Source organism: Cellvibrio sp. PSBB023 (genome assembly GCF_002007605.1).
Lineage (GTDB): Bacteria > Pseudomonadota > Gammaproteobacteria > Pseudomonadales > Cellvibrionaceae > Cellvibrio.
The window spans coordinates 3,486,619-3,513,486 of record NZ_CP019799.1; the positions used below are offsets into that span (position 1 = coordinate 3,486,619).

The 26,868-nt window shown below is 49.3% G+C and carries 16 protein-coding genes and 1 pseudogene; 14 read left to right on the forward strand and 3 right to left on the reverse strand.

The annotated features are described in order from the left end of the window. Positions 1-47 precede the first annotated feature (47 nt). From B0D95_RS15055 to B0D95_RS15110, 13 genes and pseudogenes are all read left to right on the forward strand, one after another. A complete protein-coding gene (locus B0D95_RS15055; RefSeq protein ID WP_078044663.1) occupies positions 48-2,084 on the forward strand; it encodes a polysaccharide lyase family 1 protein in 2,037 nt (678 codons plus the stop codon). Positions 2,085-2,303: 219 nt separating this feature from the next. Then, positions 2,304-5,036 carry a fibronectin type III domain-containing protein gene (locus tag B0D95_RS15060; protein ID WP_168172463.1) on the forward strand — a complete coding sequence of 911 codons (2,733 nt, stop codon included), beginning with the start codon at positions 2,304-2,306 and terminating at the stop codon, positions 5,034-5,036. A 637-nt stretch (positions 5,037-5,673) separates the two neighbouring features. After that, the gene (locus B0D95_RS15065) at positions 5,674-9,117 is read left to right on the forward strand and encodes a fibronectin type III domain-containing protein (RefSeq protein ID WP_078044665.1); all 3,444 of its coding nucleotides are present in this window, start codon (positions 5,674-5,676) and stop codon (positions 9,115-9,117) included. Between the two features lie 132 nt (positions 9,118-9,249). After that, positions 9,250-12,195, forward strand: coding sequence for a pectate lyase (locus tag B0D95_RS15070; RefSeq protein ID WP_246841619.1), 2,946 nt, complete (start codon positions 9,250-9,252; stop codon positions 12,193-12,195). Between the two features lie 856 nt (positions 12,196-13,051). Then, a complete protein-coding gene (locus tag B0D95_RS15075; RefSeq protein WP_078044666.1) occupies positions 13,052-15,856 on the forward strand; it encodes a monovalent cation/H+ antiporter subunit A in 2,805 nt (934 codons plus the stop codon). Continuing rightward, a complete protein-coding gene (locus B0D95_RS15080; RefSeq protein WP_078044667.1) occupies positions 15,856-16,230 on the forward strand; it encodes a Na+/H+ antiporter subunit C in 375 nt (124 codons plus the stop codon). Before B0D95_RS15075 ends, B0D95_RS15080 begins: the two co-directional genes overlap by 1 nt. Further along, positions 16,227-17,741, forward strand: a complete 1,515-nt coding sequence (locus B0D95_RS15085) for a monovalent cation/H+ antiporter subunit D (protein WP_078044668.1) — start codon at positions 16,227-16,229, stop codon at positions 17,739-17,741. The genes B0D95_RS15080 and B0D95_RS15085 overlap by 4 nt, the downstream gene beginning before the upstream one ends. Before the next feature lie 2 nt (positions 17,742-17,743). Continuing rightward, positions 17,744-18,280 (forward strand): Na+/H+ antiporter subunit E, encoded by a 537-nt coding sequence (locus B0D95_RS15090; RefSeq protein ID WP_078044669.1) that lies wholly within the window; start codon positions 17,744-17,746, stop codon positions 18,278-18,280. Then, the gene (locus tag B0D95_RS15095) at positions 18,262-18,531 is read left to right on the forward strand and encodes a K+/H+ antiporter subunit F (protein ID WP_078044670.1); all 270 of its coding nucleotides are present in this window, start codon (positions 18,262-18,264) and stop codon (positions 18,529-18,531) included. The genes B0D95_RS15090 and B0D95_RS15095 overlap by 19 nt, the downstream gene beginning before the upstream one ends. Before the next feature lie 24 nt (positions 18,532-18,555). Beyond that, positions 18,556-18,885: a Na+/H+ antiporter subunit G gene (locus B0D95_RS15100; protein ID WP_078044671.1), complete on the forward strand. Its 330-nt coding sequence runs from the start codon at positions 18,556-18,558 to the stop codon at positions 18,883-18,885. A 313-nt stretch (positions 18,886-19,198) separates the two neighbouring features. After that, positions 19,199-20,092, forward strand: coding sequence for an EF-hand domain-containing protein (locus B0D95_RS15105; protein ID WP_078044672.1), 894 nt, complete (start codon positions 19,199-19,201; stop codon positions 20,090-20,092). 113 nt (positions 20,093-20,205) lie between these two features. After that, positions 20,206-20,306, forward strand: a pseudogene (locus B0D95_RS21135) (subclass B1 metallo-beta-lactamase); the annotation flags it as partial. 20 nt (positions 20,307-20,326) lie between these two features. Further along, complete coding sequence (locus B0D95_RS15110; protein ID WP_078044673.1) at positions 20,327-20,686, forward strand: VOC family protein; 360 nt, start codon at positions 20,327-20,329, stop codon at positions 20,684-20,686. On the opposite strand, the gene B0D95_RS15115 is transcribed toward B0D95_RS15110, so the two are convergent. From B0D95_RS15115 to B0D95_RS15125, 3 genes are all read right to left on the reverse strand, one after another. Beyond that, positions 20,683-20,874, reverse strand: a complete 192-nt coding sequence (locus tag B0D95_RS15115; protein WP_078044674.1) for a hypothetical protein — start codon at positions 20,872-20,874, stop codon at positions 20,683-20,685. The two genes, B0D95_RS15110 and B0D95_RS15115, sit on opposite strands and share 4 nt — an antisense overlap. 4 nt (positions 20,875-20,878) lie before the next feature. Further along, positions 20,879-22,087: an RtcB family protein gene (locus B0D95_RS15120; protein ID WP_078044675.1), complete on the reverse strand. Its 1,209-nt coding sequence runs from the start codon at positions 22,085-22,087 to the stop codon at positions 20,879-20,881. Positions 22,088-22,499: 412 nt separating this feature from the next. Beyond that, the gene (locus B0D95_RS15125; protein WP_078044676.1) at positions 22,500-24,221 is read right to left on the reverse strand and encodes a DUF3592 domain-containing protein; all 1,722 of its coding nucleotides are present in this window, start codon (positions 24,219-24,221) and stop codon (positions 22,500-22,502) included. Between the two features lie 520 nt (positions 24,222-24,741). Between B0D95_RS15125 and B0D95_RS15130 the strand changes: the two genes are divergently transcribed. Beyond that, the gene (locus B0D95_RS15130; protein WP_078044677.1) at positions 24,742-26,796 is read left to right on the forward strand and encodes a pectate lyase; all 2,055 of its coding nucleotides are present in this window, start codon (positions 24,742-24,744) and stop codon (positions 26,794-26,796) included. Positions 26,797-26,868: the final 72 nt, after the last annotated feature.

Consider the following 26,868-nt stretch of genomic DNA (forward strand, 5'->3'; position numbering starts at 1 on the left):
AGGCTGGGATGCAAAAAAAACCAAAGTAGTAATAGAGGTAAATAGTTATGAAGCACACCAATCTTGTTCTCAGCCTTACTGCTGCGATTGCACTTACTGCCTGTGGTGGTGGCGGTAGCAGCAGCGGAACGAATAACTCATCCACACCGCAACTCAGTTCCAGTGCGCCAGCGGTGTCATCTAGTCCTTCATCTGTGGCAAGCAGTACATCGGCAACAGTAGAGAGTAGCTCGTCATTGGTGGCTAGTACGGAAAGTTCTTCCAGTCTTGTTATTGGGGCTAGTAGCAGCTCCTTAGTGTCTAGCTCTGTAACTGGCACAGTATTAAGTAGCTCGTCATTGGTTGCTAGTTCTAGTTCTTCCAGTCTTGTTATTGAGCCTAGTAGTAGTTCCTTGTCGTCTAGCTCTGTCAGTAGCGCAGCAGTAAGTAGTAGCAGTGCCAGTAGTGTGGCATTTGATTTTACCAGTTGTGACAATTTCAATACCGCGCAAGGTTTTGCAGCCACTGGCAGTGGGGTTACTGGCGGTGCAGATACTGGTCTGGGCAACAATATTGTTACCGTGACTAATGGTGTACAACTCAATAATGTTTTACTGGCTACCAATACAACCTATAAAGATAAACCGCTGATAGTGTATATCGATGGCAAGATTACTTGGGAAAATTCCAACAATGCAGAAATTCGTTTACGTCGCAGTAATGTTTCTATTATTGGTTTGGAAAATAGCGGCGAATTTCATGGCGTGGGTATCCGTATCAGCCACGGTGCCAGCAATATTTTAATTCGCAATTTATTGATGCATGAAGTACCGCAAAGTAGAGGTGCTGGTGATCATATTAATTTGGATGGTCAAGACGGTGCCGTCAGCAATATCTGGATTGATCACAACGAGTTTTATAATGATCTAACCGTCGATAAAGATTTTTATGACGAGTTAGTCAGCGGCCGCAGCCGCGTGCACAACGTGACTATTTCCTACAATATTTTGCGCGATAGCCAAAAAACTTCGCTTTGGGGTTCCTCGGATACCGCTGTAGAAGAAGACGTTGGTCGCACTATTAGCTATCATCACAACTACTGGAAAAATGTCGTTTCACGTTTACCTTTGTTCCGTTTTGGTGAAGGGCATTTGTGGAATAACTATTACAGCAGCGTAACGGGTTCAGCGATCAACTCGCGTATGGGTGCCAAAATTCGCATCGATAACAACGTATTTGAAAACGTGAAAAATCCAATTCTGTCAGTCGATAGCGACATGGTTGGATATTGGAATGCAACCGGTAATAGTTTTACTGGCGTGACTTGGGGTAGTACGCCCGTTGCAAATTGCACTACACCACCTTGCTATGCCGGCACCAGCGACTCGGTAACTACCGATTTCACACCGCCTTACAGCTATAACGCAATGCCAACGGCAGATGTTAAAACTCACGTAATGACTTACGCGGGTCGCAACAAAATCAACAACTGTTTGAATTTGCCGGAAGCGAGCTCATCTTCATCCAGTAGTGAATCTTCGAGCTCAAGCAGTGCTGCGAGTGGTGCAGATGTAAATACTGCTTGGGCCAGTTTTGATCCCAATACTTATGTCAGTATTTTGTCTAATCCTGATGTTGCCACCACTAATAATGCAGTTATTCAGAGTTCGACTGCCCGTAGCGTGAATGGATTGAATTTCTTTCACAATGCGACCGGCAGCTTGCGTCATCGCGGTGGATCTAATCTGGAGTGGAACTTTAATGGTACCGGCTTTGCGTCGGGTGATCCTGTTGCAACAGTAGGTGCGGCGGCAGAAGAAATGCGAGCATACATCGGAGTGCCTGTGGATGCGGGTAGAGCAGTCACCATTACCGTTGTACATCGTAATTCCACTTCTGCTGGCACTGCGCTGGGTTCAATTGTATTCGTGGGTAGTGATGAAAATGTTCTTGCTAAATATGATGCCAAAGTCGGTACGGCTACTACGACTACATTCAGTCTCCCGGCAGGGCATACCCAAACAGAAGTGAAGTTTCTTTTCTCTCGTGAGGGTGGCGGTGCAGGTGGTATGCATGTAACTTCAATTGATAAAGCCTATAACTAAGCAGTTGATAATCGACTAAAAAACCGGAGTAAACTCCGGTTTTTTATAAAAAATTTCATTTTTTGAAAATATTAAAATTTAATTAACTGAGCGAAACACTTAAGAATAGTTAAAGGCGACATTAGGAACCAATATACTGCTTCTTTGGGCCACTCCGGGTTTATGAGTGGTAATTGTTGCGTCTGGAAAAATAAAAACCGTTTTTATCAAGGATCAACTATGCAAAAAATAATAGCGGCCACTGTTGCCATCAGTGCGTTGATGATGGGCTGTGGCGGTTCAGGTGGAAAGTTAACGCAACCAACCCAGTCGAGTTCGGTTACTGTGGTTAGCTCGGTTGCATCCAGTTCGATTGCGCCTGGTTCAATTGCATCAAGCTCAGTGTCAGTGAGTTCGGAGTCTCTCAGCTCCATACAGGTTTCAAGTAGTTCATCTTCCGTAAGCTCTGAGGACGTCAGCTCAATATCAAGCATTGAGTCTTCGTCATCCGAGGTAAGCAGTAATTCATCCAGCAGCAGTGCGCCTTTGTTAACGGGAGTTTTTCTGGATTCTGCTGTAGTGAATATTGGTTATCGCACACAGACCACAGTGGGTTTTACCAATGAGAATGGAGAGTTCTCTTATCGCGAAGGCGAGTTAATTACGTTTTTCATTGGCGCGTTGGATTTACCTAGCGTAATTGCTAAAGACATCATTACCCCTTTGGATATGGCTGAGGCCAGTGGATCGAAAACTAATGTTCTAATGAATATTTTGCGCTTGTTGCAAAGCCTTGATGTTGATGGCGATGCGACAAATGGCATTCAAATTACAGATGAGGCTTTGGGTGCAGCTGAATGGATGGATCTTACTCTTCCCATACAAACCTTTGCCCAATTACAAGATGTAGAGAATTTGTTATGGGCATCGGGTGGTGTTAATAGTCAATTTATTCCTGTAAAACAGGCTTACGATCATTTTCAAAAAACCTTAGCGTTTATTAATGGTACAGCATCCAGCAGCTCCAGTGAGACTTCAACCAGTTCCACTGCGAGCAGTACATCAGTGAGTGAAAGCTCAAGCTCATCTACATCAAGTCAGGCATTACCAGCGAATAACATTCTGCCATTTATCGAAAACTTTAACGTGGTGAGTGCAATTCAACTTTTTGCGCCCGCTTACAAAAGTTTGCTTGAACCGGGCGATGATCCCAATCCATCTTTTTATTATTCCACCGCTGGTTTGGATGCTGGTCGCATAGTGGCGAGTAATGGTCAGATGACTATTGGCAATGCGCGCATGACGTTGGGGCAGCGCTTGCAAACTACAGGTACACATATTAATCCTGAGGCCTTGCCTGTTGATTACAAAGTAAATACTACGACTGATGCATTGGCAGTTAGCTTCCCCGCCACGACAACTTGGGGCGAGTTGGATCTGAGTCATCCTTGGAAAATGTCTTTTTGTGTGAAAGAAGCGGAAGCGTTAAACGGATCAGCGAGTAATCAGCAATTTATGGTGTACATCGATAACAACCAATCGGTTTCCAGCTTTTCTATTCACGGCATCAAAAGTTTGGCGAAACAGCTCAACGTGACTAACTTTGCGGCGGGCAAACGTGTTGAAATTAATTTCCCAGGTGAAGTGTTGATTGGTGGTCAAGCGATTGATGCTGTATTGCAAAACCTTGGCACAACGACATCATTTATTCAGTTGCGCTTGCCAAGTGCAGCAGTGGTCACCATGAGCGAACTCTGGGTTGGTTATCAATCAGATACCACTACTGAACCAACAGCGACTAGTTGCACAGCGGGTACGCGTGAACCTAACTGGAATATCGCACCAGCTCCTAGCGTTCCAACGGTGCCTAGCGTTGAATCGAGCAGTAATCAAATTAACGTTAGTTGGGAAGCCGCAGCGCGTGCGACAAGTTACACACTGGCATACAACACAGTTGATTCACTGGAAGGCGCAACACTGGTTGAAAACCTGACAGATACCTCGTTCACAATTACCGGCTTAGCCAATGGCACTACCTATTACGTATTTGTTAGCGCACATAACGTCAGCGGTGAAAGCGGTTTTGGTCCGAGTGCCGTAGTTGTACCCGAAGCACCTGTCGTTGCGCCGGGCGTGCCAACAGGTTTGAAAATTTATGGTGATAACCAAAGCGCGTTAGTCACTTGGGCAGCCACTGACGGTGCGCAAAACTACAGCCTTGCGCTTAACACTGTGAATGACACTGCGACTGCGACAGTTGTTACGGGTATCACTGATACCTTTAATCGTCTGACGTATTTGGTTAACAACACCCCCTACTATGTATTTGTTAAAGCCGTTAACAGTGCAGGCGAGAGCGAGTACACAGCTGCTCAAGTAGTGATAGCAACGGCACCCGCGTACATTTACCAAGCCAATTTAAATCTCACCAAGGATTTATTCTTCGGTAGCAATGGCTCTGCGGTGCAAACACTCGGCGCGGCCTCTGAAATTCCTATGCATTTCATCGCGGGAGGTGGCTCTGGTATCACCTTGGAGGAAGGTGGAATCCGTTTGGCTTCCGGTGGTCGTTTTACAATTGGTCAGGTGGTTGCACCAAATATTGATGGGGTACTGACACAAACCAATACTGCGCCAACGGATATGAGTGTCAATGGTGTGTTGGATCTAAGCGGTTATTACAAAATAATTATCAATGTAGCAAGTGCACCGGATAACATGGGACTTTTCCAAGTATTTTTGGACAACAACACCACTGCGGGCGCCAATTCCATTCACCAAACTACCGCCAACTCGCGTCTGATCAACAGAACTGTTAGTACCATTACCGATGGCGAGGAAATTGTGTATGAGATGAATACAAATCATCGCGGTACCGCCACATCATTTATTCAACTGCGGGCAGATAGCGCAGTAGGAGCAGAAGGGATTTTGATTAGTGGTATTCGGATTGAAGCTATGGATCCACCATAGATTTTCCTTTTAGCAAATGTCCAGTAACTGAGGTTTAGTCAAAAACCGGAGGAAACTCCGGTTTTTATGAGTTAAAAAAGCATATTGAGTGATTAAGTAACAGCGAGATAGGTTTTTGGTAAAAAAATCTGTGCTATCAAATCAAAAACTTGATAAAAATCGTGAAACGATCAAAAATGACGCAAGGCGACATTATGCGCCAATATAAAAATGATAAAAACACAGGTTCGCCTGACATCTCTTCGGCATTGGTTTGGTTATCGAATTATTAAAATAACCTAGAGAAAGCAGCCAATGAAAACTCTATCCCTAATCACGTCAAGTTTTGCCGCTTGTGGCGGCAATATTCTTTTGTCTGGCATTAGACAATCTCTCAGGTTACTTCTCGTTCGTCATTTCTGGCGCTTTATTCCTACAGCGCATCTCGCCGCTATTATTTTTTATCCACCTAATCACCCCCTGTACTAACCGCGCACTTTTTGGTGCACAGAATTTTTATAGTCAGAAGTCGGCCAACCGGCTCAGCAAAAACGGCAATTGTATTTGGTCTTGATAAACAGCATGAACGCTGCGTTTTTACGCGGTGATTTCTGCTATTGCGACAATAAAAATTACACCGATTTATCAGGAATCAACAATGAAAATATCAATTCTATCCGCTATTGTAATTAGCGTACTGATGGTTGGTTGTGGTGGCTCAAGCTCCGGTAAAAAAAATACCAGCTCAGCCTCTTCACTCTCCAGTTCATCCGTATCTGTTAGCAGTATTTCCAGTGCAGAAACCAGTTCTGCCCAGGCCAGCAGTTTGGCGCCTGTGGCGACGGGCATTTTTCTTGACGCTGCCGTCGCCAATATCGGCTACCGCACCGCTACCCAAGAAGGTTTTACCAACGTCAATGGTGAATTTAATTATCGCCTTGGCGAGTTAATTACCTTTTATATCGGCGGACTGGAATTGCCCAGTGTGATGGCGGCTGAAATTATCACGCCATTGGACATTGCCAATGTACAAAGTTTGGAAGACAACCAAGTCATTAATATTTTGCGTTTGTTGCAAAGCCTTGATAAAGACGGCGATGCATCAAACGGAATCGAAATTACCGCCGAGGCAATTGCTGCCGGTACGGTGTTGGATTTCACGGTTGCCCCGGAGGTGTTTGCAGAATCACCCGCGGTAAAAGCCTTGTTGCAAGCTACCGGCAGTGCGAATCAGGAATTAATTCCTGCTGAGCAAGCGGTGGCTCACTTTCAAACGACGTTGGAGCTGATTAATGGCCCATCGTCCAGCAGTTCCAGTAATAGTTCCATCCAGTCATCAGTTATTGTTGTTGAGCCTGAGCCATCAAGTTCGTCGGCAAGCAGTACACCAGTGGTTGTTGAGCCATCAAGCTCATCAGTTAGCAGCACACCGGTTGTCGTAGTTCCATCAAGTTCATCAGTAAGCAGCGAGACAGTTGCTTCCAGTGCTTCTGTCAGTAGCACGCCTGATATTGAAGTACCTGGTGGTAGTTCATCCAGTATTTCATCTGAAGCGAATGGTCTTCGTCCTGCAAAAATGGAAGGTTTTGCGGCACATGCCGGTGTGACAGGTGGTGCAGGTGGCCCAGTGATCACCGTTACTACCGGTACTGAACTTAATGCAGCGCTGTGTGGCGTACGCAATGGCAACAGAACTGCGCCGGTTACTATTATGGTGAACGGCACTATCAATCACGGTAATACCACGGCGCAAGGTTGTGATACACAGGGTGATGTTATTGAAATCAAAAAGACCAGTAATGTTTCAATTATTGGTGTTGGTACCAATGCATTATTTGATGAAATTGGCATTCATGTGCGTGATGCCTCCAATATCATTATCCAGAATGTTCATATCCGTAATGTGAAGAAAAGTGGTTCACCTACCTCTAATGGCGGTGATGCCATTGGCATGGAAACCAATGTTGATCGCGTATGGATTGATCACAACTGGCTAGAGGCATCCGGTGGTGAAAAAGATGGGTATGACTCGCTGTTAGATATGAAATCTGGCGTAACTAACGTAACCGTTTCTTACAATCTGTTTAACGATTCCAGCCGTGCAGGTTTAGTCGGCTATAACGATAGCGACACCAATACCAATATTACATTCCATCACAACTGGTACAAAAATATTGAACAGCGTACGCCGTTAATTCGCAATGCGTTGGTTCATATTTATAACAACTATTGGTCTAACCCATCACAAACATACATGATTCATGCGATTAACTCTCGTGCCAATGCCCAAGCATTGGTAGAAAGTAATTATTTTTACAACGTAAATAATCCACTAATTGCATCCAAGGATTCGCCAACGCCCGGCTGCTGGCAAACCAATAATGACAACACGGTACTGCCGACTATTTATTACAGCCGCACCGTAGAAAACGGCCAGGCTTGGGCGATTCCGGCGGTAGTTGATGGCCAGTTGCAATCCACTTGTGAAGTAAGTGTGCCTTACACCGTCACCATGGATGCGGCTAATAATATTCCTGCTATTGTGATGGCGAATGCTGGCGTGGGTAAAATTGGTAATGGCGGAGATTCTGGCAGCAGTGTACCCAATAGTAGCTCTTCAAATGCAAATTCATCAGGTGCTAACTCTTCAAGTAGTAATACATCAGGCGGACAATCATCCAGTGTGGTTTCTTCTGAATCCAATAATGGAGAGGGTTCAAGTTCTATTGCGTCAAGTAGTGCACCGGCGATTGTAATTGTAAATACCAGCTTGCCGTTCTTTGAAGATTTTAACAACGTGGTAGATGCAACAGGTTTTTCCAGTACGGCCTACAAAGCATTGCAAACGAAAGAGTCGCCTTTTTATTATAGCAACAGCGGTACACCGAATTTTGCTAATGGTCAAATGATATTTGGTAGCGCCCGATTGTCATTAGGCAATACCACAGCGGCAACTCCGACTACAGCAGCTGATACAGTTACTACTGGTGAATTCGACTTAAGTAAACCTTACCGTATTTCTTTCTGTGTTAAAGCAGCGCAAGGCGCAGGTACATTTCAAGTATTGATTGATAACAACACTACAGGTGCGACTAACTCAATTCATATGGGTAGTAGCCGTATTTATAGTGTAGCGGCGAATAGCATCAGTACGGGTCAGCGAGTAGCCATTAATTCTACAATTGGTGGCGCGACTTCATTTATCGCATTGCGTGCAGAGAGTACGGCACAAGTCACTATTGATGACCTGTGGGTTGGCTACCAAGCTGATACCAGTACCGAACCTGCTGCTGAGACTTGTGCTGAACCTACCCCTGCTGCACCTAATGCGCCTGTAGTTACTGCTGGTGATCAACAACTTTCTGTAAGCTGGAGCGCTGTTAGCGGTGCTACCAGTTACGAGGTGATTTACAACACGGTAGATTCAATTGATGGCGCAACAGCATTTGAAAATAATCCTGTTACGGGTACCAATGCCGTTATTACGGGTTTAACAAATAACACTCCTTACTTTGTATTTGTGCGAGCCGTGAATGCTAACGGCAATAGTGAGTACAGTGTGAGTGCAAGTGGTACGCCAGTAGCCGCGAGCGAAGAGCCGGAAGAGCCTGCGATTGGTAATACTATTGTACTAAGTATGAATTTTGCTTCACTTGGTACTTCTGGCTTGGAGGAAAACAAAGAGGTAACACTAAGCACAGAAGTTGATGCACCGACAGTAATAAATACAGCTGGATATGCAGCAAAGCTTATTGGCAAGTTAAAAATAAGCACTACTCAAAGTGCTCCAAGTGGCGCAGATGGCTCTACTGGAGTAGTACAGTTTGGTAACAATACAGGTTCTGTTGGTAAAGTAATTATTAAACAGGTTGAATGCCCTTTTGCAATTCAAGTAAAACACGCACCAAGCAGTTCGAATGATGTAACGCGTAAGTTGCGTATCACAGTTGATGGTGCGGAAGTTTATTATGAGGGTAACGGTGGCTTCCAAGAAGCAAATGTAGCCTCGAATTGCACTGGAAATGTGGATGTTGAAGCTTATGGATGGGATGGTACACAAGGTAAAGGTGCACGTATTTTTGATTTAGCTATTATCAAATAGCGTTCTCTTCGCCCGGATAAATTCCGGGCGTTTCTATTCCCCCCAAAAAAGAAGCCAGGAATGGCTCATCTCACCGGCAATAGTTATTGGTCTGATAATCAATAAAAATGAAAATATTTGTCAGGAAAAACTATGAAAAAGACAATCATTTCTGCGGCTATGCTCAGCATGTTGATGACGGGCTGTGGTGGTTCAGGGGCTGGTAGTAAAAATTCCAGTTCTGTTTCATCGCTGTCATCCAGCGCAGCCGTTTCTGTGAGCAGTGTTTCCAGTGCTGAAACCAGCTCAACACAATCCAGTAGCCAGGCGCCGGTAGTAACAGGCGTATTTCTTGATGCGGCAGTTGCCAATATTGGTTACCGTACAGAAACCCAAGAGGGGTTCACCAATGATCAGGGTGAATTCAGTTATCGCGTTGGTGAATTAATTACCTTCTTTATCGGTGCATTGGAATTGCCGAGTGTTACAGCAAAAGACATTGTGACACCGCTGGATATGGCCAGTACCGAAACATTGGAAGATAACCAGGTAATCAATATTTTGCGACTCTTGCAAAGCCTTGATAAAGATGGCGATGCATCAAACGGTATTGAAATTACCGCCGCTGCAATTGCAGCAGGAGCAGTATTGGATTTCACCGTGCCACCAGAGGTATTTGCACAATTACCGGCGGTGAAGGAATTATTACAGGCATCAGGTAGTGCTAATAATGAATTAATTCCCATTGAGCAAGCTGTGGCGCACTTCCAAACAACATTGGAATTAATTAATGGCCCATCGTCCAGCAGTTCGAGCCAATCATCTACTGTTGTTGTTGAAACCAGTTCATCTGCTAATAGCAGCGAGCAAGTGGTTGCTTCAAGCTCTTCCGTTGCTAGCAGTGAAACTGTTGTAGAGGCCAGCTCATCAGTTAATAGCAGCGCAGAAGAGGTTTCCTCCAGTGCGTCTGTCCAGAGTAGTGAAACGGTTGTAGAAAGCAGTTCATCGGTTAATAGCAGTGAAACGGTGGCTGAATCCAGCTCATCTGTTGCGAGCAGTGAGACTGCTGTTTCATCAAGCTCGGTTAGCCCTGCGGCAGAAGTATTTTTCAGCGAAACTTTTGAAGGCGCGACAGAAAATAATTTTTATACAACCTACCGTGTGAATGGCAGTGGTCAATCGCTGTATAAGAAGTCTGGTGGAACGCCAGCCTTTAATGACGGGGCTGTTACTTTGGCTGGTGCTCGTTTTACTATTGGCGAAGCTGGTAAAGATTTGGATTTAAGCCGACCTTATCGCATTTCATTTGATGTTATTCAGGCTGTCGGTTCTGGAAAAATACAAATTTTTGTGGACAGCGCCAGCACCTCCGGGACACGAATTTTTAATGAGAACGCCAGTACCCTCTTGAGCGGCCAGCGGTTTGTGCTGAATGCAGAGACGGGAACCGCGGCATCATTTATTCAAATCCGTGCAGAAAGTTCGGCCACCTTAACCTTTGATAATTTAGTGATTGAGTACACCGGTGCGGCAGGTTCATCCAGCAGTGCTTCATCAACGGGTAATGCGGGTACTAGCAGCTCGGTGGGAAGTTCTGTGGTGGGCGGTGTTGGTTCAAGTAGCTCATCCATAGCTTCATCGATTAGCAGTTCATCATCAAGCGAGCCTTATGTTCCGGTCGATGTAAACCTGAGTGCAGACTGTATTAGTTTGGTCACTAACCCTAATGTGAACTGGCGTGATACCAATTTGCAAACCGATCAGGAAATTGTGGAGTGTTTGTATGAGTCGCTCGGTACGCCGGTAGGTTACGGTGAAAATGCCAAGGGCGGTTACGACCCGAACGGTAATAGCAAACTCACCATTATCACGAAAAATTCCAGTGTTACCGTTGAACAACAATTACTGGATGCCTTGACCGATAACGCTCACAACTGGGTGGTATTTGATAAAGCGGAATTTGCCAATGAGCATGAAATTGGTATGTACCGTATGTATTGCGCCAACCCGACTGTGTTGTCCATGTTGGATGCCAGTGAAGCAGAATGTGTTGATTACTGGCAGTGGTGTGCTCGCAAAGGGTTTACTGGTGAAGCGCAATGCCGCACGGAGTTTTTCAATAAGGCAATGAACAATAAAGATATTCCTATTCGTATCCCGGCGGTGGGCTCCAATAAAACCATTGATGGGCGCATGAGCAAGGCCTATTTTATGTTCAGCGGTTTTGCGATTGGTAAAGACAGCGATGGTGTACCGACACAAACGTCGACCAGTGTGATTTTCACGCATCTGGATTTCCGTGGCGCCGGTCATACCGAGGATCACTATGTCGATCCGGATATGATTCGTTCAACCGGTTTTTCCAGCGATATCTGGATTCACAAAAACACTTTTGATACCACGGGTGATTCAGCATTCGATGTGAAAATCGGTGCGCATAACATCACTATGTCGTTTAACCGTTTGCAAAATGTGAAGCGTGCTGTGTTGCATGGCTCCAGTGATAGCCGCACCATCAACGCCAACATTACTACCACTATGCACCACAATGCTTTTGTGACTACCGACGATAGCTACAAGTTGTTGGGTAACACCTTGCGTCGTGTACCGTTGCTACGTCGTGGTAAAACCCATATGTTTAATAATGTGTTTATTAACTATCGCAAAGAGATTTTGAGTTTGCGTGTGGGTGCCAGTGCATTCCTGGAAGACAATGCGTTTGTGGTAAATCGCATCCATCAAGAAAAATCATCTCTGGCTGCGTCGCTCGCAGAAATTAACAACAATTACTTCAAGGATATCAGTGGCGGTTCGTTCCGTAATGATCGCAACTTCTTGTGGTTTGGCAGTGATAGCTGTGTTGTTGATGACACCACCCAAACAGCGTTGACAGCAACTAATGGCACAGTGGCCGATTTGTCACAACACTATAATGCAGCATCGCTGAATATGATTAATGGTTGGCGTTTTGCGGCGGGTCAGGATTTGGTGGATTACGTGACGCTAACGGCAGGAAAATATGGCGATGTGCCATTTAATTCGCCGCTGTCACCGGATAGGGCTTACATGGAGGCCTTATCACCAACAGCTTGTCAGTAACTATTCAATAAGTGTTCAGGGCGGGGTGCACAACATGTGCTGCATTCCGGCCCATGACAGGCATGCCGTTATAAAAAAACCGTAGCGAATGCTGCGGTTTTTTTATTGATTGCGATAACAATAGTGATCTATCGCCGTGTGGATACAGAATATATTTAGGGTTATGCAAAAAAGCGCAATAAATAAGCGATTATCGGAGCAGTTATAAATATTTAATATTTGTAGCTTTTTGTATATATGTTATAAAGAGTTTGTCTATAGGGATTTGTGTGGTTTGCCTGAATCAACGGATCTTCCTGCGGTAACGCCGTCGATTGCAAATCATTTTAATAAGAATAGAAACATAGACACGGGCCTCGCCCGATTTTTAGCAGGTAACCTTTATGTCCACGCTCAGTATTCGTCAGCAGCTCATGCTCTGCGGAGTTTTGATCACAGCCCATGTTATTGTTTTTGCATTAGCACCCGCGTAAACCTTTTTACTCGGGCGTTTTGTGCAGCAAAACCACAGTCACCTCAATCGTGGGCGGCTGTGGTTTTTGTGTTTATGGGCGTTAGTATCGCGTAAGGAACTGTGAAAAATCAGCCATTTACTGGCATCTCTGCATCAAAGTGGGTATAACTGGGGCATGCTTATGTCCAAGCTCTTACCCAAGACTTTCCTGTTGGCTCCTTTGGCACCAGCCTCGAGTCAATACCTCTGTTGGCTGCGCAGTTGGTCTCCATTGCGGCAGCGCGATCCTTTTTTTACTGACCCTCCTGCAATAATTTAATCCGCACTCAGGCTTTATGCTTATCGCTGACCTTGTTACTGAGGGGGCGATCGGTACATCTACAAGCTCCCGGGATCTTTTTCATGGAATTGTTATTCATTATTTTGTTGCCCCTATTGGGCGCTTGCCTGCCACCGCTGTGCGAGCGATTTGGTCGTAACATCTGTGCTATGTCGGCGGCGGTAGGGCCGTTGCTGGCACTGGGTTTGTTAGTGTCCTATTTACCTGCGCTGTTTGAATGGCAGGTGTTTTTCTTTCACCAGAGTTGGTTGCCGCAGTTGGGTCTGGATTTAAGCCTGCGCCTTGACGGCTTGGGCATGATGTTCGCGCTGTTAATTGTGGGCATTGGCCTGTTGGTGATTTTGTACGCGCGTTACTATCTGGACGATAAGGATTCCCTCGGCCGCCTCTACGCGCTGCTGCAGCTATTTATGATGGCCATGCTTGGCATAGTCCTGGCCGATAATATCCTGTTGTTGATTGTCTTTTGGGAGCTGACCAGCCTCAGTTCTTTCCTGTTGATTGGCTATTGGTCGCACAAGAGTGAGGCGCGCAAAGGCGCGCGTATGGCCTTGGCGATTACCGGGGCAGGGGGTTTAACCCTTCTGGCCGGCGCGCTGATTCTGGGGCAGATTACCGGTAGCTATAGTTTGCAGGTGATTCTCAGTTCGGCGGAATTGATTCAGGCCCATCCGCTGTATCCGGTTGCATTGATTTTGATTTTGATCGGCGCCTTTACCAAATCGGCGCAGTTTCCCTTCCATTTCTGGCTGCCTCATGCCATGGCTGCACCTACGCCGGTATCGGCCTATTTGCATTCGGCGACCATGGTGAAGGCCGGAGTATTTTTGCTTGCGCGTTTGTATCCTGCCCTGTCAGGGTCGGATTTATGGTTTTATCTGGTGACCTTTACCGGCCTTGCCACCCTTGTGTTTGGTGCCTATAACGCGCTCTTTAAACACGACCTCAAGGGGCTGCTTGCCTATTCCACCATCAGCCATTTGGGGCTGATCACCTTGCTGCTGGGCTTTAGCAGCGAGCTAGCCACGGTGGCGGCGCTGTTCCATATAGTCAACCATGCGACCTTTAAAGCGTCGCTGTTTATGGCCGCCGGTATTATCGACCACGAAACGGGCACGCGCGATATGCGCCGCATTAATGGCATGTGGCAGTACATGCCCATCACCGCTACGGTGGCTATGGTATCCGCCTCGGCCATGGCCGGCGTGCCGCTGCTGAACGGTTTCCTGAGCAAGGAGATGTTTTTTACCGAGACCTTACAAGTGGAGTTGATGGGCGGATTTGATTGGATTATTCCGCTCATGGCGACCCTTGCCGGGATTTTTGCGGTGGCCTATTCCTATCGTTTTATCCACGATGTGTTCTTTAACGGCGAACCAGTCAACCTGCCCAAGTTCCCGCCCCATGAGCCGCCGCGCTATATGATTTTGCCCATGGCGTTGCTGGGCGTGCTCTGTTTGCTGGTGGGTATAGTGCCTAACCTGACTGTCGCGCCTTTTTTGGACGCGGCCAGTCGCGCGGTGTTGGGGGGCGGTATTCCCGAGTATCACATCGCCCTGTGGCATGGCGTCAATCTACCCTTGGCGATGAGCGCTATCGCGCTGGTGGGTGGCCTGCTGCTTTACTACCAGCGTACAGGCCTCTTTGCCTTCTATGAGCGCAAGTATCGGGTGGATGAAAAAGAGGTGTTTGAAAAACGCATCCAAAGTGTGGTGCGTCTTGCCCAGCGGGTGACTGATCGCGTGGAAAACGGTTCCTTGCAGCGCTCGGTCGCCTTGTTTATCGGCACTGCGCTGGTGTTGGCGGCAGTCGAGTTCTGGCCGCTGGGATCGCTGCTGGGCAGTGTCGCCCTGACACCGGTGGATTGGGTGAGCCTGCTGTTGGCGCTGGTGCTGGTGGTTGCGGCGCTGGTGACAGTGTTGATTCACCACAACCGGGTTGCCGCACTGCTGGTGATGGGCGTCGTGGGGCTGATTGTCTCCCTTGCCTTTGTGCGCTTTTCCGCGCCGGATCTGGCCCTGACCCAAATCTCGGTAGAAGTTGTGACCATTATCCTGCTGATGCTCGCGCTCTATTTCCTGCCACAATTGACGCCTAACGAGTCGGATAAAAGCCGGGTGCTGCGCGATATCGCGCTCGCCAGCGGTGCCGGTTTGGGCGTAGGTTTGCTGACCCTGGCGATACTCACGCGCCCCTACGACACCAGTCTGGCGGACTTCTTCCTGGCCAACAGTGTCAGTGGTGGCGGTGGTACCAATGTGGTCAATGTGATTCTGGTGGACTTCCGCGGTTTTGATACCCTCGGGGAAATCACGGTATTGGCGATTGCCGGTCTGGGGGTTTACCTGATGCTCGACGGTCTGCGCCTGCCATTGCCGGGTACTGACGGCGATGGTCGCCGTTGGGCGCGCGATCCCTATCCACCTATCCTCAGAGTGCTGTCGCGGATTTTGCTGCCGCTGGCGCTGATGGTCTCGGTGTACATCTTCCTGCGCGGCCACAACCAGCCCGGCGGCGGGTTTATCGCCGGGTTAATCACCAGTGTTGCACTGATTTTGCAGTATGTGTGCAGCGGTTCCGATTGGGTCGAGCGCCGCTTGCCTCTCGACTACAGCCGTCTGGGCGCATGGGGTGTGTTGGTTGCTGCGCTGACCGGTGCTGGCAGTTGGGCATTTGGTTACCCCTTCCTCACCACCAGTTTTACCCATGTGCACTGGCCCTTGGTGGGCGAGTTCGAGCTGGCCACGGCGATGATTTTTGATGCCGGTGTGTATATCACCGTGGTGGGCGCCACCTTGCTGATGCTGTCGCAATTGGGCCAGTTGGCGCAGACCACCTATGCCACAACCAAAGAGGAGGCGCACTGATGGAAGCATTAATCGCATTGGTGATTGGGGTGTTGGTAAGTTGCGGTGTCTACCTGCTGCTGCGCGCCCGTACCTTTCCGGTCATCCTCGGCCTGACCCTGCTGTCCTACGGGGTCAACCTGTTTATTTTTGTGATGGGTCGCCTGCGCAGTGGCGCTCCGGCAGTGATAGGGCAGGGCGATAGCTATGCCGATCCGCTGCCGCAAGCCCTGGTACTGACGGCGATTGTGATAGGTTTTGCCATGACGGCTTTTCTGCTGGTACTCGCCCTGCGCGGCCGCGCGGAGTTGGGTAATGACCACGTGGACGGCAGTGCCGCCATCGGTGAAAAGCCGGTAAAACCGGTGCGCCCACTGGCGGAGGACGAAGTGTGAACCATTTTCTGATCGCTCCCCTGCTACTGCCGTTGCTGACGGCAGTGCTATTGATTCTGTTGTCTGGCCGCTCGCTGTTATTGATCCGCAGCTTGAGCCTGTTATCTGCCGCGGCGCTGACCGGCCTGAGTGCTTATCTGATGTACCTCGCCAGCGACGGCGAGATCCGCCTCTATGCGCTGGGTAACTGGATGCCACCTTTTGGCATAGTGTTGGTCCTGGATCACCTCAGTGCATTGATGCTGATGGTCACCGCCGTGCTGGCCTTGTTCAGCCTGATTTACGCCACACGCGGCAACGATGCTCCCAGCGACAAGCTGCACGCCATGGTGCAATTCCTGCTGTTGGGGGTGAATGGCGCCTTCCTGACCGGCGACCTGTTCAACCTATTTGTGTTCTTTGAGGTATTGCTGATCGCCTCCTACTCGCTGCTGTTACACGGGCGCGGTGCGGAGCGGGCGAGGGCAGGGTTGCATTATGTGGTGATTAACTTGGCCGGGTCGGCGCTGTTTTTGATCGCAGTAGCGGCACTCTATGGCCTCACCGGCAGCCTTAATATGGCTGATCTCGCTGTCAAAATCGCCCAGCTCGATCCCGCTGATGCGCCCTTGGCGGCCACCGCCGGGGTTTTATTACTGGTGGTATTTGGCCTGAAAGCTGCCATAGCACCACTGTATTTCTGGCTGCCGCGCGCTTACGCCTCGGCGAGTGCACCGGTAGCGGCACTGTTTGCGATCATGACCAAAGTGGGTGTTTACACCATAGTGCGCTGCTACACCCTGATCTTTGGCGATAACGCTGGCCCGGTGGCCAACCTCGCGTTGCCCTGGCTCTGGCCCTTGGCGTTGATCACTTTGGTGTTGGGGTTGCTCGGTGCACTAGCCGCGCGCGAACTGCGCGTCCAGATTGCCTATTTGGTAATTGTCTCGGTGGGGACATTGCTGGCGGGTATCGCGCTCCATACCGAAGCGGCACTGGCGGCGAGTTTCTATTACCTGCTGCATTCCACCTTGATTTGCGGCGCACTTTTTCTGCTGGCCGATATTATCCAGCGCCAGCGCGGTGAACTGGCGGATCGCATCAGCAAGGGGCCGCGTTTGGCGCAGTCGGCCCTTTTGGGAACGCTGTTTTTTATCGCCGCCATCAGCGTGATTGGCCTGCCGCCCCTGAGTGGGTTTATCGGCAAACTGTTGCTCCTGAGTGCGGCGGGAACCCAGGGTTATGCGCCTTGGCTGTGGGTGATTTTGCTGGCAGGCAGCCTGGTGACACTCATGGCCCTGAGCCGTAGCGGTTCCACTTTTTTCTGGCGTACCGGCGACCCGGTTGCCGGTACCAAGCTGGCCGATAAAGGCGAGCTGCTGGCGGTGATCGGGCTGCTGGTGTGCATAGGGTCAGTCACACTGGGCGCATCCGCTGTGCTCGACTACACCCAGGCACTGGCACGTCAATTACTGTCGCCTGAGGCCTATATGCAGGCCATGCAACAATTCACTGTGAAAGAGGGGGCTTAACCATGCATTCGCGCGCAACCCCATCCACCGCGCCCAAGGCGCGCCGCTGGTTTCCGCACGCCACCCTAAGCATGTTTATGCTGGTGCTCTGGCTGCTATTGGTTAATGAAATCAGCCTTGGCCAAGTGTTGCTCGGCGCTATTCTCGCCTGGTTGATTCCCTGGCTGACCCAAGGGTTTTGGCCGGAATCCCTGCAACTGCGCAAGCCGCTGGTATTGGTTAAATTTATCCTGGTCGTGCTGTGGGATATCCTCATCGCCAACCTGATTCTGGTGGTGCGCATCCTTGGCCCCATCAACAAATTACAGCCTGCGTTTATGCAGGTACCGCTGGACATAGAGCACGAATTTACCATCACCCTGTTTGCCAGCACCATTTCACTCACGCCCGGTACAGTGTCAGCGGATTTGAGTCTGGATGGTCGCTACTTGCTAGTACACAGCCTGCACGTCACCGATATAGACGCCGCCATCGCTGAGATGAAACAGCGCTACGAAGCCCCATTGAAGGAGGTGTTTGAATGCTCACCACAGCCATAGCTATCGCCCTGTTCTTGCTGGGTATCGCCATCGCCCTCAACCTCTGGCGACTGATCATCGGCCCCTCGCTGCCCGACCGCATACTCGCGCTCGACACCATGTACATCAACGCCATCGCCTTGCTGGTGTTGTTCGGCATTTATCAGGGCAGCATCCTGTATTTTGAAGCGGCGCTGCTCATCGCGGTGATGGGTTTTGTCGGCACAGTCGCGCTCAGCAAATACCTGCTGCGCGGCGACATTATCGAATGATGAAATGTTAAATAAGGGGGATTTATGCCTGCGTGGCTTGAATATTTGATCAGCGCCTGCCTGTTAATCGGTGCCAGCTTTGCCTTGGTGGGTTCCATCGGCCTGATGCGCCTGCCGGACTTTTACTTGCGCCTGCACGGCCCCGCCAAAGCCACCACCCTGGGGGTGGGCGGCATCATTATCGGCTCGGTGATTTTCTTCTCCACCCAGGGCGATGGTTTGAGCCTGCACGAATTATTAATCGCACTGTTTTTATTTATCACCGCCCCGGTCAGTGCACACATAGTTGCCAAAGCGGCACTGCATTTGAAATTGGATGCGGTGGAAAGAACGCGTGGGAAACCCTGGAAGTAGGAGTAACATCATCGGCAATCTCTTGTCCGGGCGGCAAAAAAATGCCGCTTTCTCTAACCTCTCGCCGCTTTTTTGCTAGAACCGTCGTTGGGCCAAAGAGCCCCATTTACTGGCGCCAGCGCCAAATACCCATTTACAGGGTCAATTGCACAAAAAGTGTGAAAAGACTATTCAAAGACTGTGGAACCTCTCGTATTCACTGGCAGAAACCCGCTGTCTGGCTGATCGTTTGCTGGTTAGGCTACGCCAGTTCAACTGGCAATCAGGGCAGACAATTTACCGTTTGCCGAATTTAACCAGTAGGGAGGTCGCTATGAGTAGTATCAGTAGCCTTTCGGGGAGTTCGATGCTGGCGAGTTATGCCAGTACCAAAGTCACCCAGAAAGCACAAACCTCGTCGATGGTGGATGAGCTATTTAAAAAGCTCGATGCCGATCAACAAGGTTCCCTTGATAAAAGCGAGTTGCAGAAAGCCTTATCCGCGGCCAGCACTAACACCACATCCAGCGCCAGCGCAGATGAGATGTTCAGTGCAATGGATGCGGATGGCGATGGCAATATCACTAAAACGGAGCTGGGCGATACGCTGCAATCGCTCATGGATAAGATGGACAACCTGATGGCATCCATGCGTGTGCGTGGTGCCCAAGGGGAAGCGGTGGATGAAGGGTTCACCAAAGACCAGTTGACTGAAATGTCGCAAGACAGCAATGCAACTGATTCCAAACGTGCCAGCTTTATGGCGGAAATTGCGGCTAACTTTGACGCTGCCGATAGCGACGGCAATGGCAAGGTAAACCGCGAAGAAGCCATGACCTATGCGGAAGCCAACGACCTGGAAGGGCCAGCGGCGACGGCAGGTGGCACAGCTGGTCCGCAGGGTATGGGCGGCCCACCACCCGGTGGCATGCCGCCACCGGGTGGTGCAGGGGGAGCCAGTGAGACGGAGTCCACGGCGTCAGTTGACCCGGCGGATACCGATGGTGATGGTTCAGTCAGTGCCACAGAGGCGCTGGAATATCTGATGACGCAGCTCGCCGCCGAGGATGATGACACTGAAGCAGACAAGAGCAGCACGTCAGCTTCCAGCGAATCCACCTTGGGCGACGAGTTGTCGCGCCAGATCCTGCAATTGGTAAAAACCTACGGACTTACCTCCGCCAATGACACCAGCAGTCACACGCAACGGTTGTCGGCATCGGCGTAATTGCCAAAGTAGTTTTTTACTCATTAGCATCTCAGTGTGTCGCTCACCTCCAAGCGATTGCTTGGGGGTGAGTTTTTCAGAGCGTCGGTGTCCATCAATATGGGTTACCGGATAGTGCAAAAATCGTAGTGCCAGGTCGCGGAAGAGTTGGCGATGCATCACTTTTGGAAAAACCAAACAGCGATCGCTTGAAGCGATTGCCGCAAAAAAGTGAAACTCAAACAGGAGCGAGTAATGAACACCCATGAAAAACTTAACTACGTCGAATTCGCTGCGCGTGATTTAGCGGCAACAAAAACATTTTTTTCTGCGGTATTCGGCTGGGACTTTGTCGATTACGGCCCCGCATACACCGCATTTTCCAATCAGGGTTTGGATGGTGGTTTTTATCAAGCGGATCTGTGCAGCCAAACCGGTAATGGTGCCGCGCTCTTGGTGTTTTACAGCGCTGATATTCAATCCACGCTACAAAAAGTCATCGCCAATGGCGGCACAATCAATAAACCACTATTCGATTTCCCCGGCGGTTGCCGCTTTCATTTTACCGAGCCAAGCGGCAATGAATTTGCGGTGTGGTCGGAAGCAAAAAATTAATCGCTGTAACTAAATGGCACGGGTGTGCGAGTGGACGATGTACCTCCTTTTACATCGAGCCACTCGCTAACTTTGCGTTTCATGTCATGTTTGGCGGCCTTACGTTTCGCCTTTTCCGTTTTTTCATGCACACCACCTTTACTCATAATGGGGTGAAATGCATGGCCGTTGCGTCGTTCTTGTTTCATAATCTTATCCTTTTATACACAAGACTTGTTTGAGTGTATGAACCACCTCTATCAAGTCAGATTGGTTTCGCATAACCTCGTCGATGTCTTTGTATGCCGCAGGAATTTCATCAATTACTGCTTTATCTTTACGACATTCAACACCTGTGGTTTGTGCGATTAAATCTTCTTTGCTAAACACATGACGTGCGGCGGTGCGGCTCATCTTTCTACCGGCGCCGTGGGCGCAGGAGCAAAATGAATCGGCATCGCCTTTGCCGCGCACAATAAAAGATTTTGCACCCATGCTGCCGGGAATAATGCCCAGCTCACCTTCCCGTGCGCGAATAGCTCCTTTACGGGTGACCAATACGTCAGCGCCGAAATGATGCTCGCGGCTTACGTAATTATGGTGACAGTTAATCGCATGGCGGTCGGCCTGAAATTTTGGCAAAAATGGCGTTATTGCACGCAATACCAAACCCATAATTTCATTGCGATTTAAACGCGCGTATTCCTGTGCCCAATTGACCGCTGTTATGTAATCCACAAAGTGCTCACTGCCTTCAGTGAAATACGCCAAATCTTTATCGGGCAAATTGTGAATGTGTTTGCCCATATCTTTTTTGGCGAGGGCGATAAAATACTGCCCAATCGCATTACCTATTCCACGGCTGCCCGTGTGCAGCATGATCCACACGTCTTTGTTTTCATCCACACAGACTTCAATAAAATGATTGCCGCTACCGAGCGTGCCCATTTGTTTAGTCCACAGGGTGTTCGGTTGCTTTAACATTTTCATTACCGACGGGTGTTTTTCAAATAACCAGTCCACACCCGCTGCGATTTGCTTGCATGCGCTTTCACGAATGCTCACCGTTTTATGCGCATGCAAACCTACCGGTACTGCACGTTCAATCGCACTGCGCAGTGCGGCGAGGTTATCCGGCAGTTGCGATGATTTAACCGAAAGCCGTACGGCACTCATACCACAACCAATATCCACACCCACTGCTGCGGGGATAATGGCATTTAACGTGGGTATCACCGCGCCTACGGTTGCGCCAATACCTAAATGCACATCGGGCATGGCCGCTATGTGCGAATGAATAATGGGCAATTGCGCAATTTTTTTGAGTTGCGTCAGCGCCTCATTTTCAATATCGCGGGTGTAAATTTTTACGGGTTTAAAACCATTTCCCGCATTTTTGTTTAATTCAATTTTTACAGGCATAGAAATCCCTTAAGTGACTTTTTTGAAAAATCACTTTGCGTTACTAAAAAATGAAACCTTCGAGTTGGCTTTTTAAATCGCAGAAAAGAAAAAGCCCCGATTAGTTTCCTAATCAGGGCTTTGGTGTTGCGCCTGACCGGAAGGTTTTGTTATCACCTTCCAAGTCTGAATACTCAAAAGGTTATTAGCGGTTGGTATAGTTCGCGTAAGTCATCATTGAGTACTCCGTAAGTTGTGACAAACAAGTTGTCGGGTTGAAAAGCAAAGTGTTTTGAGCACCTTGGAAATTGGGCGCGATAATACGCCGTTTTTTTGAGCTGTCAATAAAACGCATGAAACTTTTTTAGAAACGCTGTGTGCTTTCCTAGCGATTTTTTAAGTGTGCTAACTAATAATTTTCGGTGCATTTAATTTATTTAACCCCATACCCACTCAACCCTCCAATCGCCTCCAACGCCAACTGCGCAGTATCGCGGCCTTTTAAATTTATCGCGACGGGAATTTTTTTACCGCTGCGGGTGAGGGCGATGATTTTGCACATTTCTTGATAACCCTTTGCGCTCTGTCCTCGTGAGCTGACATCGATGTAGAGTTTCTGGATGTCGGCGCGCGGGATTTGGTCGCGGCCGATGGGCATTCCCAGCCAGTAGCGTTCGCTGATGAGGCCGTTGTGATCCAGTTGCACATGCAAACTGGTGAAGAGCCATTTGAGGCAGATGAAAGTGATGAGTCCGCCGATTAATGTAAATGCCCAGACGATAACGGCCGGGGTGTCGGATTCAAAATGCATCAACACACCTGCGCCAGCAAAAAATAATCCGCACACCAAACCCACGAGGTTATTACCGGCTCCGTGCAGCATGGGGTAGTGCATACGTACGCCCCCGGGAATTTGTTGGATATTAGCAACGGCCTCGATGCTGGCTTCGCGTTCGTCGTGCAATTGTGGATGGGATGTACTCAGCGGCAATGCAGCACGGGATTTTTCACCAGTGGCAAAAACAGGGATTTCAAATTGGCGATGCAAATCCACGCCGGGTAAATCGGCGTTTAATTCCAGTCGCCAGAAGCGATAGTCATCGGAATAGGTTTCTGAAACCGGTAGGTTGGCGGGCACATTAAAACAAATACCCAGCGAAGTGCCGCCACCCGGAGCGGGTTTAGTTTGGGCGAGACCATTGTTCTGCCAGACAACCGATTCATGGCTGGTGCGGCTTTTACCGCTGCCGGTCACGTAGCGGCGCACACACTGCAGGTTGACGGGGAAACGCTGTTGCGGGTTGTAGTCGATGGGGACATTGAGAGTACCGCCGACTTGTCCGCTGATACTGCCGGGGTAGGGATCAAGTTGCAGGTGCAATTGCCCGAAGCGTCGCCAACTGAGGGTGGAATTAATCGCCCAGTAGAGAAGGTAAATCCCCGCCAGCGGAAATATTAACGCGATCAAAATCAGCTTATTGCCTCCGGCCCATTCATCGGGAACGGCCAGCGTGGCAGGCAGCGAAATCAGGTTCCAGATAAGTGCAAAAAACCAGATTACCCAGAGACTGACCTTGGAATTGCAGGTCACTTCAGGGCTTGCCCATTCCTGCTGTGCGAGCCAGGGTTTGCTGCTGCTTTCGGGGTGGTCGGTTGCGCCGACCTTGGCCTTGAGGGTGAAGATCATCAGGCCTATGCCCACGCCGCCAAATACCAGCACAAAGATCATCTTGAAACCGAGCATGTTCCAGCGCAGTTCGCGGTTGAGCACGGCATCGCCCGGGTCGTTGGGATTAACCCACGCAGGCACCGGCTCCTCCACGCGGTGCGCCAATTCCAATTGCCGCGCGAGGTCTGACTGGAAATCGCCGATGTTGTCGCTGCCGCCCATAATCGCTACCCGCTCGCTGGTGTAGTCCTGCATTTGGTAGCGATAGGTGTAGCGCGCGTAGGCTCTGTAGGTGTCGCTGTCATCGCCCCGGCTGGTGTGTAAACCTGCGTCCAACACACGCGCCTCGACTTGCGGCCAGCGTTTCATCTGCTGCCATTCATACAGGTTGGGGATCACCCCAAACACCAGAACGCCGATGCCAACGCCTGCAAAGGGCAGGGCAAAGAGCAACATAAACCAATTCTGTTTGCGTTTTTTTGTCATGGCGGTTCCCTGAGTTTTTATGGCTCTCAGTGTAGCGGTGATTGTTTGGTTTTGAGTGGATAGCCGATCTCTAAAATAAGCAATTGATGCATAGTTTTTCAAAAAAAATGTAATCGGTTTTTTACTGGTTTATGCTGTTTTTATCACAAAAGGAGTCAATAACAGCAACTGCTAACTTGACGCTTTGGGTGTCCGGGCGCAGTATTTCACCTCAGTTCTATTCGGCTGGTGTCAGGGGCAAAACATAATAATCCCACCGCACCAGCAGGCTCCAAATCCATAGCATCTATTGTCATGCGCCACGGGTTGTATCACGAGCCAGGTTCACAGACGAACCCCATACCCCACAAGTGCTGCGCTGTATCCAGCAGCCATAAGTCTGTGCCTATCCTTCGGGTTAGCACTTATCGGTTTTTCGGTCTCTACCTCGTCCGGCCTTTGGGTTGGGCATCGCTATGCCTCATGGGGCATTAGATCTAACAACCAATAACGTCTAATAAAAGTGGAATAGGTATCAACGATGAAAACAACATTCAGTGTTCGCACACTGGGCCGCTGTGCCCTGTTTGCGGCAGTAACCGGCTTTCTGGCAAGCGCCGTACAAGCGCAAACCCTGGGCGCCAACCTGGCAATTACCGGCCCTGGCGCCGGTGCAGATGGCTCCGGCTTTAACAACACCAAGCTGGTACGCGATGGCAACATTGGTACTGCGACCCAAGCGTCAGGCACCAGCAACCAGCGGGTGTCGGTGAAGTGGAGCAGCGCGGTAACCTTCAATACGGTGATTTTGCGTGAAGACGGCAGCCGTGTAACGGGTTGGAGTCTGGTCGATAATGACACCGGTACTGTGTTGGCGACCGGCACCGGTATTGGTGCCCAGCGGGTGGTGAACCTTGGCAGCCGCAGCAGCAAAAAAATTAACCTGATCGTTAACGCAACCAGCGCGCCCAGCATCAGCGAGTTTGAAGTCTATAACGCGAGCGGCACCGTGCCTTCCAGTTCATCCGCCTCCAGCGTTCCAGCGTCAAGCCTTGCATCCAGCAGCCGTTCCTCAGTGGCGCCCAGCAGTGTGCCTGCCACCAGCAGTTCACGCGCCAGTTCCAGTGCGGCACCCGTGCAATCCAGCAGCAGTGCTGCTTCCAGCGTGAATAACGCGGGGCTCAGTGCCGACTGTATTCGCCTCGCCACCAACCCATCCGTTAACTGGCGCGATACCAGTTTGCAGACGGATCAACAAATTGTTGAGTGCCTGTCAAAAACCCTCGGGAAACCGGTCGGCTATGGTGAAAAAGCACTCGGTGGTTTTGATCCCAATGGCAACAGTAAACTTACCATCATCACCAAAAATGCCAGCGTCTCGGTTGAGCAACAATTGTTGAATGCCTTAACCGATAACGCGCACAACTGGATTGTGTTTGATAAGGTGCAATTTGCGCAGCCGCATGAAATTGGTATGTATCGCATGTACTGCAGCAATAGCACCGTGCAATCCATTTTGGGCGCGAGCGAAGCGGAATGCCTGGATTACAGACAATGGTGTAATCGCAAAGGCTTTAGTGGTGAAGAAAATTGCCGCAATGAGTTCTTTAACAAAGCGATGAACAAAAGCAACATTCCAATTCGTATTCCGGCGATAGGTTCCAACAAAACCATCGACGGTCGTATGAGTGAGGCTTATTTTATATTCAGCGGTTTTGCGATTGGCAAAGATGCGGATGGCGTACCAACGCAAACGTCGAACAGTGTGATTCTCACGCACTTGAACTTCAAAGGCGCAGGTCATACGGAAGATCACTATGTCGACCCGGATATGATTCGCTCCACCGGCGCATCACACGATATCTGGATTCACAAAAATACCTTTGATACCACGGGCGACTCGGCCTTTGATGTGAAAATTGGTGCAAACAGCATCACCATGTCATTTAACCGTTTAATTAATGTGAAGCGCGCTGTATTGCACGGTTCAAGTGATAGCCGCACCATCAATGCCAATATCACCACCACCATGCACCACAACGCCTTTGTCACCACCGATGACAGCTATATGTTGTTAGGAAATACCTTGCGTCGCGTGCCTCTGTTGCGTCGTGGTAAAACCCACATGTTCAACAATGTGTTTGTGAACTATCGCAAAGAGGTATTGAGCCTGCGTGTTGGTGCACAAGCCTTCCTGGAAGATAACGTGTTTGTAGTTAATTCCAGCTTGCAAGAAAAGAGCAGCGTGACGGCATCACTGACTGAAATCAGCAACAATTATTTCAAAGATATCAGCGGCGGCTCACTGCGTAATGATCGCAACTTCCTCTGGTTTGGCAGCGGCACCTGTAACCTGGATAACACTACCAAAACAGCACTGACAGCGACTAATGGTTCAGTAGCGGATTTGGCAACCAATTATTCTGCAGCCTCACAAAACACCATCAACAACTGGAGTTTTGTAGCCGGTCAGGATTTGATTGATTACCTGAGTGCAACTACCGGCAAGTATGGCCAAATCCCATTTAACTCACCATTAGCCGGTGATCGTTATTATGTGCTGGGTTTAGGCAAGGTGCCTTGTCAGATTCGATAGGTTTCCGAGCATAGTGTTTTAAAAAAAGCCCCGGTGTATGAACTGCATCGGGGCTTTTTGTGTTTCTTTGTG